We start from the raw sequence: 16,101 nt of genomic DNA on the forward strand, positions 1-16,101 counted from the left end.
CGGTCGGCGGGGCCGCGGCCCGGCCCGCGCTGGTGGCCGCCGCACGGCCGGAACGGATTCCGCTGTCGCTGGCTCAGCAGCGCATGTGGGTGCTCAACCAGCTCGACCCGGCGTCGGGCTCGTACAACATCCCGTTCGCCATCCGGCTGACCGGCGCGCTCGACGTGGCCGCGCTCGACGCCGCGGTGACCGACGTGCTCACCCGGCACGAGTCGCTGCGCACCCGGTTCCCGGTGTGCAACGGCGCCGCGTCCGAGGGCCCTGCGTGGTCACCGTCGGCTACCTCCTCCGGGCCCGTCGATCGCGGCGCGCCGGTGGACGGCAGCCCGGTCCAGGAGATCCTGCCCGTCGCCGAGGTGCTGCCCGCCGGGCTCGAGGTGGAGACCACGACCGAGGTCCTGGCCCGCGCCGCCGCGCTGGCCGAGGCCGGGTTCGACGTCACCAGGGAAGTGCCCGTGCGGGCGCGACTGCTCACCGACGGATCGTCGGCCGACTGGCTGCTGGTGTTCGTGGTGCACCACATCTCCGCCGACGGCGCGTCGCTGGCCCCGCTGGCCCGCGACCTGATGACCGCCTATGTCGCGCGCGCCGCGCAGCAGGCTCCGGCCTGGACGCCGCTGCCGGTGCAGTACGCGGACTTCGCGCTCTGGCAGCGCGCGGTCGTGGGCGCCGACGACGACCCGGACTCGGTCGCCGCCGCCCAGCTCGACTACTGGCGGACCCAGCTCGCCGGGGTGCCGCCGCTGCTGGAGCTGCCGCAGGACCGTCCGCGTCCCGCGACGCCGACGCTGCGGGGCGCCACCACCGAGCTGCGGTTGCCCGCCGAGGTGCACGCGCGGCTGAACCACCTCGCGCGCGAACACAAGTCGTCGCTGTTCATGGTCGTGCACGCGGCCCTGGCGGTACTGTTGGCGCGGCTGTCGGGCACCACCGACATCGCCATCGGCACCGCCGTCGCCGGACGTGGTGAGCGCGCGCTCGACGAGCTGGTCGGCATGTTCGTCAACACGCTGACCCTGCGCACCGCGCTGGACCCGGCCGGGTCCTTCGACGAGGCGGTGGATCTGGCCCGCGAGACCGACCTGGGCGCCTTCGCCCACGCCGACCTGCCGTTCGAGCGGGTCGTCGAGGTGGTCGCGCCGGGCAAGGGCAGCGCGCACAATCCGCTGTTCCAGGTGGCGCTGACCTTCAGCAACAACGAAGCGGCCGCGCTCGAGCTGCCCGGCCTCAGCGTGACCGCGCTGGAGACCGCGGTGGCGGCCAAGTTCGACCTGCAGGTCGACGTCGAGCCCCGGTTCACCGCCGAAGGCGCGCCGGACGAGCTGGTCACCCTGTTCAACTACGCCACCGACCTGTTCGACGAGGCCACGGTGCGCACCATCGGCGAGCGCTTCGCCCGCATCCTGACCGCGGTGGCCGCCGACCCGCAGATCCGCGTCGGCGATATCGACATCCTCGACGAGCAGGAGCGGGCCCGGCTGCTCGCCGGGGCCGCGCAGGCGCCCGCGCCTGCCGCGCCGTCGGGCGGTACCACGCTGGCGCAGGCGTTCACCGCCGCGGCCGAGGACGACCCGGACGGTCCCGCGCTGGTCTGGGGTGACGATTCGCTGACCTACGAGCAGCTCGACACCCGGTCCTCGCGGTTGGCGCGGTTGCTGATCGGCCGTGGTTTCGGTCCGGGTGCCGGTGTGGCCGTTGATCTTCCGCGCGGCGTCGACTGGGCGGTCGCGGTGTGGGCCGTGCTCAAGGCCGGTGCGGCCGTGCTGCCCGCGCCGGGAGCCGGCGCGCTGCCCGCCGAACCGGCGGCCAAGATCGGCATCACCGCGGGCGTGACGCCGGACGGTGATTTCGAGTGGGTGGTCCTCGACGATCCGTCGATCCGTACCGAGCTGTCGACCCAGTCGGCCCGCCCGGTGACCTACGCCGACCGCACCAGGGCACTGCGCGGCGGTGACCCGGCCTTCGTCGGCGTCGACGGGGTCCGCAGCTACGACGAACTGGCCACGGCGGGTGCGCGGGTGCGCACCGACGCGGCGCTGACCTTCGAGTCGCGCACCTTCGGCACCGCCGCGGCCGACAGCTTCGCCGTCCTCGTCGAGCCGGTCGCCGCGGGTGTCGCCGGCGCGTCGATGGTGCTGGCGCAGACTGCCGGCGACGACTTGTCGGCCGCGCTGGCCGAGGAGTGGGTGAGCCATCTGTTCGGCGACCGGGCCGGTCTCGAGGCACTCGACACCGCCGGGCTCGACGACTTGCAGGCAGTGATCGCCGACGACGCCGCGCCGGGCAACCCCGGTCCGGCCGAGGTCGTGCTGGTGCTCGGGGACCCGCGTCCGTCGGTGGCCTGAGCCGTGACCGTGGTGACGGGGCGACGAGTTCCGGTGATGGGTGAGGTGGAATCGCGATGACACGACCGGTACGGACGCGCCCGGTGCGCACTCGCCGCGCCAGGGTGACCGCGCTGCCGCAGCTGCTGGCCACCGCCGTGGAGACCAATCCCGACGGTGTCGCGGTGGTGCTCGCCGACGCCACGCGCACGCTGGGCAGCCTGAGCTACGCCGAGATCGACGAGCGCTCGAGCCGGATCGCGCGGCTGCTGATCGAGCGCGGGATCGGCGCCGGTGATCTGGTGGCCATCGGCATCCCGCGCTCGATCGAGTCGGTGCTGGCGGTGTGGGCGGTCGCCAAGACCGGCGCCGGTTTCGTGCCGGTGGACCCGAACTATCCGCCGGATCGCGTGGCGCACATGGTGTCCGACTCCGGCGCGGTCTTCGGGCTGACCGTCGCGGCGGTCGCCGACCGGCTGCCGACCCGGGTGGACTGGCTCGTCATCGACGACGCGGGCATCGCCCCGCTGCTCGACGAGGTCGCCGGTGACCCGGTCACCAATGCCGACCGGCTGCGCCAGATCCGCGCCGAGGATCTGGCGTACGTCATCTACACCTCCGGCTCCACCGGCCTGCCCAAGGGTGTCGCGGTGAGCCAGGCCGGGCTGGCCGGGTTCTGCGCGGAACAGCGCCTGCACTACGGCATCGATATCGATTCGCGCACCTTGCATTTCGCCTCGCCCTCGTTCGACGCCTCGCTGCTGGAGCTGCTGCTCGCGGTCGGCGCCGGCGCGACGATGGTGATCGTCGACCCGAGTGTCTACGGTGGCGACGACCTGGCCGCGCTGTTGCGCCGGGAACGGGTGAGCCACGCGTTCATCACCCCCGCCGCGCTGGCCTCGATCGATCCCGATGGCCTCGACGATTTCCGGGTGGTGGCGGTCGGCGGCGAGGCGGTCCCGCCGGATCTGCTGCGGCGCTGGGCGATTCCGCTCGCCGACGGCACCCTGCGACAGTTCCATAATGTGTACGGGCCCACCGAGACCACGATCGTCGTCAACATCAGTGTGCCGCTGAAGCCGGGTGATCCGCTGACCATCGGTGGCCCGCTGCGCGGAGTCGCCGAATACGTGCTCGACGACCGGCTCGGCCCCGTCCCGCCCGGCGTCACCGGCGAGCTCTACATCACCGGTGCCCAGCTGACCCGCGGCTACCACGCGCGCCCCGGTCTCACCGCCTCGCGCTTCGTCTCCAATCCCTTCGACCCGGCCGGTTCCCGGCTCTACCGCACCGGTGACCTGGTCCGCTGGACCGCCGAGGGCGCGCTGGAATACGTGGGCCGCAACGACTTCCAAGTCAAGATCCGCGGCTTTCGGATCGAGCTCGGGGAGATCGACGCGGTGCTCTCCGCGCACGAGAGCATCGACTTCGCCGCCACCGTCGGGCACGAACTCGACAGTGGCGCCACGATTCTGGTGTCCTATGTGCACGCGGCGCCGGGCGCGACCGTCGATACCGCCGCGCTCACGGCCTTCGCCGAACGCAGCCTGCCCGCGCACATGGTGCCGACCGTGCTGATGGAACTCGACACCATCCCGCTGACCCCGGTCGGCAAGCTGGACCGGCGGGCCCTGCCCGCCCCGGTGCTCGAGCACGCCGCGTTCCGAGCCCCGACCACGCCGGTGGAACAGATCGTCGCCGGGACCTTCGCCCAGGTGCTCGATCTCGGCGAGGACACCCAGCTCGGCCTCGACGACGACTTCTTCGCCCTCGGCGGCAACTCGCTGCTGGCCACCCAGGTCGCCGCCCGGCTCGGCGCCGCGCTCGACACCGACTTCCCGGTCCGGCTGCTGTTCGAGGCGCCGACGGTGGAGGCGCTGGCCCAGCGGCTGGCCGAATCCGCGGGCGCAGGCGCGCGTCCCGCGCTGGTGGCCGCCGAACGGCCGGAACGGATTCCGCTGTCGCTGGCCCAGCAGCGGATGTGGTTCCTCAACCAGTTCGACCCGGAGTCGGTCGCCTACAACATCCCGATGGCGGTGCGGCTCGGCGGCGCGATCGATGTGGACGCGCTGCGGGCGGCTGTCGGCGATCTGGTCGCCCGGCACGAGACCCTGCGCACCGTCTACCCCGAGACCGACGACGGTCCGATCCAGCGGGTGCTGCCCGAGTCGGCGGCCACCCCACAGCTGGAGGTACACCGGATCCAACCCGCCGAGCTGGGCGCGGCGATGCACGCGCTCGGCTCGTCCGGCTTCGATGTGCGCAGCCAGGTGCCGCTGCGGGTCGCGCTGTTCGAGCTCGGCCCCGACGAGTCGGTGCTCGCCGTGGTGGTGCACCACATCGCCGGGGACGGTTCCTCGCTGACCCCGCTGACCCGGGATCTGATGCTCGCCTACGCCGCGCGCTCGGCGGGCGCGGCACCGGACTGGGCCCCGCTGGCCGTGCAGTACGCGGACTACGCGCTCTGGCAGCGCGCCCTGCTCGGCAGCGAGGACGACCCGCGGTCGCTGGCCTCGGCCCAGCTGGCCTACTGGCGCGACGCGCTGGCCGGCCTGCCCGATCAGCTCGACCTGCCCGCCGACCGGCCGCGTCCGGCCGTACAGTCCTTCGCCGGTGGCCGGGTGCCGATCGAGGTCGACGCCGCGACCCACCGCGCGCTGCTGGCGCTGGCGCACGAGCAGGGCGCGACCCTGTTCATGGTGGTGCACACCGCGCTCGCGGTGACGCTGGCCCGGCTGGCGGGCACCGACGACCTCGCGATCGGCACACCCATCGCGGGCCGAGGCGAGGCCGCCCTCGACGACCTGATCGGCATGTTCGTCAACACCCTGGTCTTCCGCACCACGCTGCGGCCGGGGGAGCCGTTCACCGCGCTGCTCGCCCGCCAGCGCGACACCGACCTGCAGGTCTTCGCCAATGCCGACCTGCCGTTCGAGCGACTGGTCGAGGCGATCAACCCGGCCCGCTCGACCGCGCGGCACCCGCTGTTCCAGGTGGGCCTGTCCTTCCAGAACCTGACCAGGACCGGCCTCGAGCTCGGGGAGCTGGCGGTCGAGGGCGTCGACGTGGACCTGGCGGTATCGCAGTTCGACCTGCACGCGGTCGTCGCGGACACCTACGACGCCGACGGCGTCGCCCAGGGCATCAGCGGGGTGTTCACCTACGCCACCGACCTGTTCGACGAGGCGACCGCGCGCGGCTACGCCGATCGTTTCGCCCGGGTGCTCGCGGCGGTGGCGGCCGCGCCGCAGCGGCCCGCCGACGAGCTGGACCTGCTCTCCGACGCCGAGCGCGAGCGAATCCTGCACGGCTGGAACGCGACCGGACATCCCTGTCCGCCCGCCACCCTGGCCTCGCTGTTCGCCGAGACCGTCGCCGGAAACCCCGACGGCGTCGCGCTGATCGATCCCGACGGCGCGCCGCTGACCTACCGTGATTTCGCCGCGCGTGTCCATCGGCTGGCGCGACATCTGATCGCGCAGGGTGTCGGCGTGGAAGACCGTGTCGCGCTGGCGATCCCACGGTCCGTGGATCTCGTCGTCGCCATGTACGCGGTGACGGCCACCGGTGCCGCCTACGTGCCGGTCGACCCGTCGCAGCCGGCGGACCGGATCGGTCACGTGCTCGACACCGCCGCTCCCGTCTGCGTATTGACCACGGCGGAAACCGGATTCACCGCCATCGCCGACACAGCGCCGGGTGCCGAATCGTCAGGCGCGACGAGCGCATTGGGCGGCGGATCGGCTGCTGCCGGCGACACGCTGCGTGGCGAATCGGCTGCTGCTGGGGGCGCGTTGGGCGGATCGGCTGCCACCGGTGGCACGCTGCGTGGCGAACATTCCGCCGCTGGTGCCGGACTCGGCGCGGCCCCGGTGATCGTCGTCGACACGCTGGACCTGTCCGCTCTCTCGGATCAGCCGATCGCGGCGAACGAGCGGCGCGGAGTGCTGCGTCCGGCGAACACGGCGTATGTGATCTTCACGTCCGGTTCGACGGGCAAGCCGAAGGGCGTCGCCGTCTCGCACGGCGCGATCGTGAACCAGCTGCGGTGGAAGACCGCCGCGTTCGGACTCGGCCGCGACGATTCGGTCCTGCTGAAGACGGCCGCCACCTTCGACCTGTCGGTGTGGGAGTTCTGGTCGGCGGCGGTGTGCGGCGGCACGCTGGTGATCGCCGCGCCCGACGGGCACCGCGACCCCGCCTACCTGCTGGGCCTGCTCGCCGGTCGATCGGTGACGACGCTGCATGTCGTCCCGTCCATGCTCGACGCCCTGCTCACCGAAGCCGGGGGCGCGCTCCCGTCCGCGCTGCGCCGGGTACTCGCCATCGGCGAGGCCCTGCCCGCCGCGATCGCGCAACGCTTCGTGGCTACGAATTCGGCCGCGTTGCACAACCTGTACGGCCCGACCGAGGCCGCCGTCTCGATCACCGATCATCGCGTGACCACAGCCGATCGGACGACGGTGCCGATCGGCGCGCCCGCATGGAACAGCCGGGTCTACGTCCTGGACGCGCGGCTTCGCCCGGTGCCGGTGGGTGTCTCGGGTGAGCTGTACCTGGCGGGCGAGCAGCTGGCCCGCGGCTACTTCGGCCGCCCCGACCTGACCGCCGACCGATTCGTCGCCGACCCGTTCGCCGTTTCCGGTCGGGTCGGCGAGCACCTCGGTGCGGTCGACAGCCAGGTCCGGTCCCGCTCCGCGCACGGCGCCAGGATGTACCGCACCGGTGACCTGGTGGCCTGGACCGCCGAGGGTGAACTCGAGTACCGGGGTCGCACCGACTTCCAGGTCAAGATCCGTGGCTTCCGCATCGAGCTGGGCGAGATCGAGGCGGCGCTGCTGGCCACACCGCAGGTGGCCCAGGCCGCCGTGCTCGCGCAGTCCGACGCGCAGCTCGGTGACCGGCTCGTCGCCTACGTGGTGCCCGCCCCGGACGCCGAGCTCACCGCGGCGGTAGCCAAAGCGGCGGTGGCCCAGGTGCTTCCGTCGTACATGGTGCCCGCCGCCTTCGTCGTCCTGGATCGGCTGCCGCTCAACGCGAACGGCAAGCTCGACCGCGCCGCGCTCCCCGCGCCGGTGCTCGAACCGCGTCGTTACCGGGAACCGGTGGGGGACAACGCGATCGCCGTGGCGGAGGTGTTCACCGAGGTGCTCGGTGTCGCCCGGCCCGGTCTCGACGACGACTTCTTCTCCCTCGGCGGCAACTCGCTGCTGGCCACCCGGGTGGTGCACCGGCTGCGGGAACGCACCGGCACCGAGCTGACCGTGGCCGCGTTCTTCGCCGATCCGACCGTCGCGGGGCTCGCCGACCGGCTCAGCGCGGGTCCGGCCGGTCTCGGCGGTGACCTCGACGCGGCACTGGCGACCACGCTGCCGCTGCGCCGCGGCGGCGACCGGGAACCGCTGTTCTGCCTGCACCCGGTCTCCGGCCTGGCCTGGGCCTACGCGGGCCTTGCCCCGCATCTGCCCGAGGATCGCCCGATCATCGGGCTCCAGTCGCCCGCCCTGAGCGACCCGGACTTCCGGCCCGCCACCGTGGACGCGCTGCTCGACCACTATCTCGCCGAGATCACGGCCGCCCAGCCGCACGGGCCGTACCATCTGCTCGGCTGGTCGCTGGGCGGGGTGCTCGCGCAGGCGGTCGCCACCCGGTTGCAGGCGGCGGGGGAGACGGTCGCCTCGCTGACCCTGCTCGACAGCGTGCCCGGCGCCGATCTGGCCGACTTCGGCGCCGAATTGCGGGAGGCCTTCCGCGAACTCGGCATCCCCGATCAGCAATTGCCCGCCGCCGACCGGATGGCCGGTCTCGGCGCGGACGCCCTCGCCGCGCTGCACGGCGCGCTGGCCGGGTCGACACCGATCTCGCTGTCGCGCTTCGTCGGGATGTACCGGGGTGCGCTGCGCACTGTCGAACTGGTTACCCAACTGACGCCGGATCGATTCGTGGGTGATCTCACCTTCTTCACGGCCCTGCGCACAGCCGGAAAAGCGCCGGGTGGCGCCTCGCGCTGGCGCCCCTATTTCAGTGGGGTCATCACCGATCATCCGGTCGACGCCAGTCATCAACAGATGCTCGGCCCGGTGGCCACCACCACAGTCGGCCCGGTAACGGCGCAGGTCATCGCCATTTCCGGGCGGTCCATCGATAGCCCCACGTAACAGGCTCCGCGCAGATTACGATTCTGTTGCAGAGAGTTGGTGTGTCGTGGCGCACACCTCGGCGACGGTCGGCGGCAGCGATATAGGTGTGGCTATGCTGTGTCCGACTCGGCTGCCGGACGCGAGAGGTGTATTGGTCTGTGGAAACCCCCCGCCGCACTGGCCGTGCCGGTCGCCGCCGAACGACCGGCGCACCACTGTTCGGTCAACTGCTTACGGCCGCGGTCGAATCCGCGGCCGGGTCGATAGCTGTCCGCTACAACCCGACCGGAATGCCGGGCGGTGAACGGCAGCTCACCTACTCCGAGCTGGACGCGGAATCCTCGCGACTGGCACGTGAACTCATCGATCGGGGCATCGGCGCGGGTGACGTGGTCGCGATCGCGATCGCGCGCTCCATCGAGTCCGTGCTCGCGGTCTGGGCCATCGCCAAGGCGGGGGCCGCCTACGTGCCGGTCGACCCGGCCTACCCGCGCGACCGGATCGCGCACATCGTCGCCGATTCCGGCGCGACGCTCGGCCTGACCACCGCGACCCATCGGGCCGCGCTCGGCACCGGGCTGTACTGGATCGAGCTCGACGATCCGGTGGTCGCGGAGCGGATCGCCGCGCGTCCAGGACACGCTGTCAGCTACGCCGACCGGGTCCGGCAGATCGACGATCGGCACCCGGCCTATGTCATCTATACCTCCGGCTCCACCGGCAAGCCCAAGGGCGTCGTGGTCACCCACGCCGGTCTCGGCGCGCTGGTCGCCGCCGAGCGCGAACACTTCGGTGTCGAACCGGATTCGCGTGTGCTGCATGTTTGCTCGCCGAACTTCGACGTGTCGGTGCTGGAGCTGTTGCTGACCTTCGCGAGCGGCGCGACCCTGGTGATCTCGCCGCCGCGGATCTTCGGTGGCTTCGAACTGTCGGATCTGCTGCGGCGCGAACGCATCACGCACCTGCTCATCACGCCGGGTGCGCTGGAGTCGGTCGATCCGGCCGGGCTGCCGGACCTGCGCACCGTGGTCGTCGCCGGTGACCGATTCGGTCCGGAACTGGTGGGCCGCTGGGCGACCAACGGCCGCGCCTTCCACAACGGCTACGGACCGACCGAGGCGACCATCCTCGCCACCAGCACCGCCCCGCTACATCCGCGCGCGCCGATCACGATCGGCACCGCGGTGCCCGGCATGGGCCTCTACGTCCTCGATGCCCGGTTGCGGCCGGTGCCCGCGGGCGTCGTCGGCGAGCTGTATCTGTCCGGTCCCGCGCTGGCCCAGGGGTATCTGGGCAGGCCGGGCCTGACCGCCGAGCGGTTCGTCGCCTCGCCGTTCGGGGCGGGCAGGCTCTACCGCACCGGTGACCTGGTGCGCAGGCTCGAACCCGACGGCACGCTGGAATACCTGGGCCGCACCGACTTCCAGGTCAAAGTGCGCGGCTTCCGGATCGAGCTGGGCGAGATCGACAACGCCCTCACCGCTCACCCCGACCTCGACTACGCGGTCACCCTCGGCAAGACCATGCCCTCGGGCGCGACCGCGCTGGTGTCGTATGTGCTGCCCCGCGTCGGGCGCACGGTCGACACCGGGGCGCTGGCGGAATTCCTGTCCACCTCGCTGCCCGCGTACATGATTCCGGCCGTCATCATGGTGCTCGACGCGCTGCCGCTGACCTCGGTCGGCAAGCTCGACCGGGCCGCGCTGCCGACGCCGGTGTTCACCGCGCGCGGATTCCGCGCCCCGGCCACGCCCGCCGAACAGGTGATCGCCGATGTGTTCGCCGCGCTGTTGCTGCGCGACGGCTCGGGCCGCGTGGGCGCCGACGACGACTTCTTCGAACTCGGTGGGGACTCGCTGCTCGCCGCGCAGGCCGTCGCCCGGATCGGTGCCGCCCTGGATGTGCGGGTGCCGGTGCAGGCCGTCTTCGAGGCGCCGACCGTCGCCGCGCTGGCGAACAAGGCCGAGCAGCACCGGGTCTCGGCGCACGCGCTGCCGCTGACCCGTCAGCAGCGTCCCGCGCTGATCCCGCTGTCCTACGCCCAGCAGCGGATGTGGTTCCTCAACCGCTTCGATCCGGCCTCGGCCGTCGACAACATCCCGGTCGCGGTGCGGCTGTCCGGCCGCCTGGACCTGCCCGCCCTGCGCGCGGCCGTCGCCGACCTGGTCACCCGGCACGAGGTGCTGCGCACGGTGTACCCGGTGTCGGACGGTTCGGCCGCCGATTCGGTGGTGCTCGACGGTGAGGGCCATCAGGTGGTGCTCGCCCCCGGCGATCCGGCGGCGGCGCCGGAGTTCGAGGTCGTCGAGATCACCGAGGACCAGCTGAGCGACGCCATCGCCGCGGCCGCGCTGACCGGCTTCGACGTCACCGCGGCGCCGCCGGTGCGGGTGCGGGTGCTCGCGCTGACCGAGCCGCGTCCGGCCGGGCCGGAGGCAGCAGCGGAGTACGAGCCGGATGCGGCTCCCGCGAGTTCGGTCAGTGAGCACGTCGTGGTCTGCGTGGTGCACCACATCGCCGCCGACGGGTTCTCCTTCGCGCCGCTGACCAGGGACCTGCTGACCGCCTACGCCGAGCGCCGCGGCGGTGGCGCGCCGCACTGGCCGCCGCTGCCGGTGCAGTACGTCGACTACACGCTGTGGCAGCGCGCGCTGCTCGGCGTCGAGACCGATCCGTCGTCGCTGCTGGCCGCGCAGGTCGCGTTCTGGCGCCGGACCCTGGCCGGCCTGCCCGAACAGCTGGAGCTGCCCACCGACCGGCCGCGTCCCGCCGTCGCCAGCCGGGCGGGCGGCACGCTGAGCGTCCAGGTGCCCGCCTCCGTGCACGCCGGCCTGGCCGCGCTGGCCCGCGACCACAACGCCACGCTGTTCATGGTGGTGCACACCGCGCTGGCGCTGCTGCTGGCCCGGCTCTCCGGCACCCGTGACATCGCCATCGGGACCCCGGTCGCCGGTCGCGGTGAGCAGGCGCTCGACGAGCTGATCGGCATGTTCGTCAACACCCTGGTGCTGCGCACCCAGGTCGATCCGGCGGCCAGTTTCGCCGCGCTGCTCGCCGAGGTCAGGGCCGACGACCTGGCGGCCTTCGGCCACGCCGATGTGCCGTTCGAGCGCCTGGTGGAGCTGCTGGAGCCGGTGCGCTCGACCGCGCGCCACCCGCTGTTCCAGGTGATGCTGACCTTCCAGAACCTGGCCCGCTCCGAGCTGGCGCTGCCCGGCCTGGCCGTCTCGGCCGCAGACTTCACGGTGCCGCTGGCGAAGTTCGATCTCCAGGTGGAACTGGCCGAGCGGATCGGCGCCGACGGCGCGCCGCAGGGCATGACCGCCTCGTTCGTCTACGCCACCGATCTGTTCGACCACGCCACCGTCGCCGATTTCGCCGACCGCTGGTCGCGGGTGCTGGCCGCGGTGGTGGCCGATCCGTCGGTGCCGGTGGGCGACATCGATGTGCTCGCCCCGGGTGAGCGCGAACTTGTGCTGCGCGAAGGGGATTCGCCGGGCATCGCGGTCCCCGAGGTGACCCTGGCCGATCTGATCTGCGTGCAGGCGCAGCAGCAGCCGGACGCGATCGCGGTGCGGGCGGGGGAGTACTCGCTGACCTTCGCCGATCTGCTCGGCCGCGCCTCGGCGCTGGCACGGGCGCTGATGGCCGAGGGCGCGGGCCCGGAAACCCTGGTGGCCGTGGCGGTTCCGCGTACCGAGGAGCTGCCGATCGCGCTGCTCGCGGTGCTGCTGGCCGGTGCGGGCTACCTGCCGATCGATTCCGGGTATCCCGCGCAGCGACTGGAATACGTGCTCGCCGACGCGAAACCCACTGTGCTGCTGACGACATCGGCCGAGCGCGCGCTGGTGCCCGCCGATCTCCCGGTGGTGCTGGTGGATGAACAGCTCGGCTATTCGACCGCGCCGCTGCGCCCGGCCGAGCGACGCGCGCCGCTGCGGCCCGACCACCTCGCCTACGTCATCTACACCTCCGGCTCCACCGGCCTGCCCAAGGGCGTGGGCGTCAGCCATCGCAATGTGCTGGAGCTGTTCGCCAATACCCAGCAGTTGTTCGAGTTCGACGCCGACGACGTGTGGACGGTGTTCCACTCCTTCGCCTTCGACTTCTCGATCTGGGAACTGTGGTGCGCGCTCGCCGGCGGCGCGTCGGTGGTCGTGGTCGATCACTTCACCTCGCGCTCGCCGATCGAGTTCCGCGAGCTGCTGGCCCGCGAGCGGGTGACGGTGCTGAGCCAGACGCCCACCGCGTTCGCCCAGCTCGACGAGGCCGACCGGGCCGCCCAGGCCGCCGGTGCCGCGCCGCTGCCGCTGCGCTACGTCGTCTTCGGCGGCGAGGCGCTCGACCCGCGCAAGCTCAACCGCTGGTACGCCCGCTACGGAACCGGGCCCGGCGCACCGCGATTGGTGAACATGTACGGCATCACCGAGACCACGGTGCATGTCTCGCATCTGACCATGGACACCGGGGCGACGGAGCTGCCGAGCAGCCTGATCGGCCGGGCGCTGCCCGGTCTGTCGGTGGCCGTGCTCGATGATCGGTTGCGTCCGGTGCCGTTCGGCGTCGCCGGTGAGCTCTACATCGCCGGCGGACAGGTCTCGCGCGGTTACCTCGGCAAGCCCGGGCTCACCGCGACCCGGTTCGTCGCCGATCCGTTCGGACCGCCCGGTGCGCGCCGCTACCGCTCCGGCGACCTCGGCCGCTGGATCGGTTTCCGCGGCACGCCCGCACTGGAATACGGCGGTCGTGGCGATCAGCAGGTGCAGCTGCGCGGGTTCCGGATCGAGCCGGGCGAGATCGAGGCCGCGCTGCTCGGGGTGCCCGGCGTCGGCCAGGCCACGGTCGTGGTGCGCGTCGACGAACACGCGGGCGATCGGCTGATCGGCTACGTCGTGCCCGCCGACGGCGCCGCCCTCGACCCGGTCGCGGTGCGCGCCGCGGTCGCCGAATTCCTCACCGGCTACATGGTTCCCGACGCGGTCGTGGTGCTGGCCGCGCTACCGCTGACCGCCAACGGCAAGCTCGACCGGGCCGCGCTGCCCGCGCCCGAGTTCACCGCGGCCGCCGCCTTCCGCGCACCGACCACGCCGATCGAACTGAGCGTCGCGGAAGTGTTCGCCACCCTGCTCGGGGTCCCCGAGGTCGGCCTGGACGACGACTTCTTCGATCGCGGCGGCAACTCGCTGCTGGCCACCAGGGCCATCGCCCGCATCGATCAGGCGCTCGGCACCGACCTGGTGGTCCGCGACCTGTTCGAGGCGCCGACGGTGGCCGCGCTGGCCGCCCGGGTGCGCCCCGGCGAGGTGGCCGAGCCGCGTCCGCCGCTGGTCCCGGCGCAGGACCGGGGCGTCATCCCGCTCTCGCCCGCGCAGCAGCGGATGTGGCTGCTCAACCGGATCGACCCGGACTCCCCGGCCTACAACATCCCGCTGGTGTTGCGGCTGCGCGGCGCGCTGGACACCTCGGCGCTGCGCTACGCGGTCGCCGATGTGCTGGAGCGGCACGAGGCGCTGCGCACCCGGTTCCCCGCCGACGCGAACGGCGCGCCCTACCAGGAGATCATGCCGGTCAGCGCGGTGCTGCCGACCGGGTTGCCGATCGAGGAGTGCGCCGACCCGCGCGATCGCGTGATGTGGCTGCTCGCAGGCGGATTCGACGTCGCCGAGCGAGTCCCGTTGCGGGCCGGGCTGTTCACCATCCCGGACACCGATCCGCTGGCCGAAGAAGAGCACGTGCTCGCCGTGGTGGTGCAGCACATCATCGCCGACGGCGCCTCGCTCGCGCCGCTGGCCCGCGATCTGGTGATCGCCTACCGGGCCCGGGTCGAGGGGCGTTCGCCCAGCTGGGCGCCGCTGCCGGTGCAGTACGCCGACTACGCGCTGTGGCAGCGCGCGGTCCTGGGTGAGGAGTCCGACGAGACCTCTACCGCCGCACGCCAACTCGACTTCTGGCGGCGCACGCTGGCAGGCCAGGTCGGCACCGTGGACCTGCCGCACGATCATCCGCGACCGCCGCACGCCTCGCTGCGTGGCGCCGATGTGACCACCAGCCTGCCCGCCGACGTGCACGCGCGGCTGGCCGAGATCGCCCGCGCGCACAACGCGTCGCTGTTCATGGTCGTGCACGCGGCGCTGGCCGTGCTGCTGGCGCGCATCTCCGGCAGCACCGACATCGCGATCGGCACCCCGATCGCGGGGCGCGGTGAGCCGGAGCTCGACGACCTGGTCGGCATGTTCGTCAATACGCTGACCCTGCGCACCGAGGTCTCGCCGCTGCGTGGCTTCGACGAGCTGGTCACCCTGGCCCGCGAGGTCGATCTGGCCGCGTTCGCCCACGCCGACCTGCCGTTCGAGCGGATCGTCGACGAGGTCGCGCCCAGCGGCGCGGTCTCGCACAATCCGCTGTTCCAGGTGGTGCTCTCGTTCCACAACACCGAGACGCCGGTGCTGCGGCTGCCCGGGCTCATCATCGAGGCGATGGACCTGGCGGCCCGCTCGGCCAAGGTCGACCTGCAGGTCAATGTGGAGCCCCGCCACACCGCGACCGGCGACCCGGACGAGCTCGGCGTCGTGTTCACCTACGCCACCGACCTTTTCGACGAGCACACCGTCGCGACCTTCGCGCGCGGGTTCACCGAGATCATCACGGCGGTGGCGGCCGACCCGAAGGTCCGCGTCGGCGACATCGACCTGCGCGACGCCAGAGAGCGCGAACGCGAGCTCACCGCCGCGGACTACGCGCCCGTGCCCTCGGCCAACGGCGCCGCGCTGGCCCAGGAGCTGGCCGCCGCCGTCGAGGAGGATCCGGACGCACCCGCGCTCGACCTGGGCGGCGGCGAGCTGACCTACCACGAGTTCGACGCGCGCTCTTCGCAGTTGGCGCGGTCACTGATCGCGCGCGGCGCCGGTCCGGGCACCGGGGTGGCGCTGCGGCTCGATCGCGGGGTGAACGCGGCGATCGCGACCTGGGCGGTGCTCAAGGCCGGTGCCGCGGTGGTGCCGCTGGCGACCATCGACGGGCTGGTGACCGACCGGCTCGAGGTGAAGCTGGGCCTGACCATCGATATCGTCGACGCCCCCGAGGGCCTGGACTGGTACGACCTGGCCGACCCGGCGCTGATCGCCGAGCTGGCCGCGGAGTCGCCGCGCCCGATCGGCTACGCCCATCGCACCCGCGCCCTGCGCGGTGACGATGTGGCCTTCGTCGGCGGTGGCCGGTCGCTGAGCTACGACGAGCTGGCCGGCGCCGCCGAGCGGGTGGCCCAGCGGACCGGGCTGACCTTCGAGTCGCGCACGCGGGCGGCGGGCCGGCCGGATTCCGTGGCCGGCCTGTTGGAGATCGTCGCGGCCGGGATCGCCGGCGCGACGTTGGTGATGGCGCCCGACGACGGCGCCGACGAGGTGAGTCACGTGTTCACCGAGTCGGCGGTCGCTGTCGCGGCGCCGGGGGATGGCGCCGGCGCGACGATAGTCGCGCTGAGTGAGATGATCGGCAACGCCGGACAGCCGCAGCAGCGACGGGCGGCCGTCGGGATGGATGGGATAGGTGGATAGTGCATGACCGGGCAGCGGCTAGTCGGCTCCGTCGAACGGAGGGGACTGTTGTGACCCGGACGTCTCGGGTGTCCGCCCGTGCCG

3 protein-coding genes are annotated in these 16,101 nt (G+C 72.5%); all 3 read left to right on the top strand.

Going from position 1 to position 16,101, the window contains the following annotated elements; all coding sequences use genetic code 11:
• Nucleotides 1-2,345, top strand: a 2,345-nt coding sequence (locus V8688_RS22020; protein ID WP_342801595.1) for a condensation domain-containing protein, incomplete at its 5' end; no start/stop codon positions are given.
• A 56-nt stretch (nt 2,346-2,401) separates the two neighbouring features.
• Nucleotides 2,402-8,482 (top strand): amino acid adenylation domain-containing protein, encoded by a 6,081-nt coding sequence (locus tag V8688_RS22025; RefSeq protein WP_342801596.1) that lies wholly within the window; start codon nt 2,402-2,404, stop codon nt 8,480-8,482.
• 140 nt (nt 8,483-8,622) lie between these two features.
• Nucleotides 8,623-16,017: an amino acid adenylation domain-containing protein gene (locus V8688_RS22030; protein WP_342801597.1), complete on the top strand. Its 7,395-nt coding sequence runs from the start codon at nt 8,623-8,625 to the stop codon at nt 16,015-16,017.
• Nucleotides 16,018-16,101: the final 84 nt, after the last annotated feature.

The organism is Nocardia sp. No.11, from assembly GCF_038752175.1.
Lineage (GTDB): Bacteria > Actinomycetota > Actinomycetes > Mycobacteriales > Mycobacteriaceae > Nocardia > Nocardia canadensis.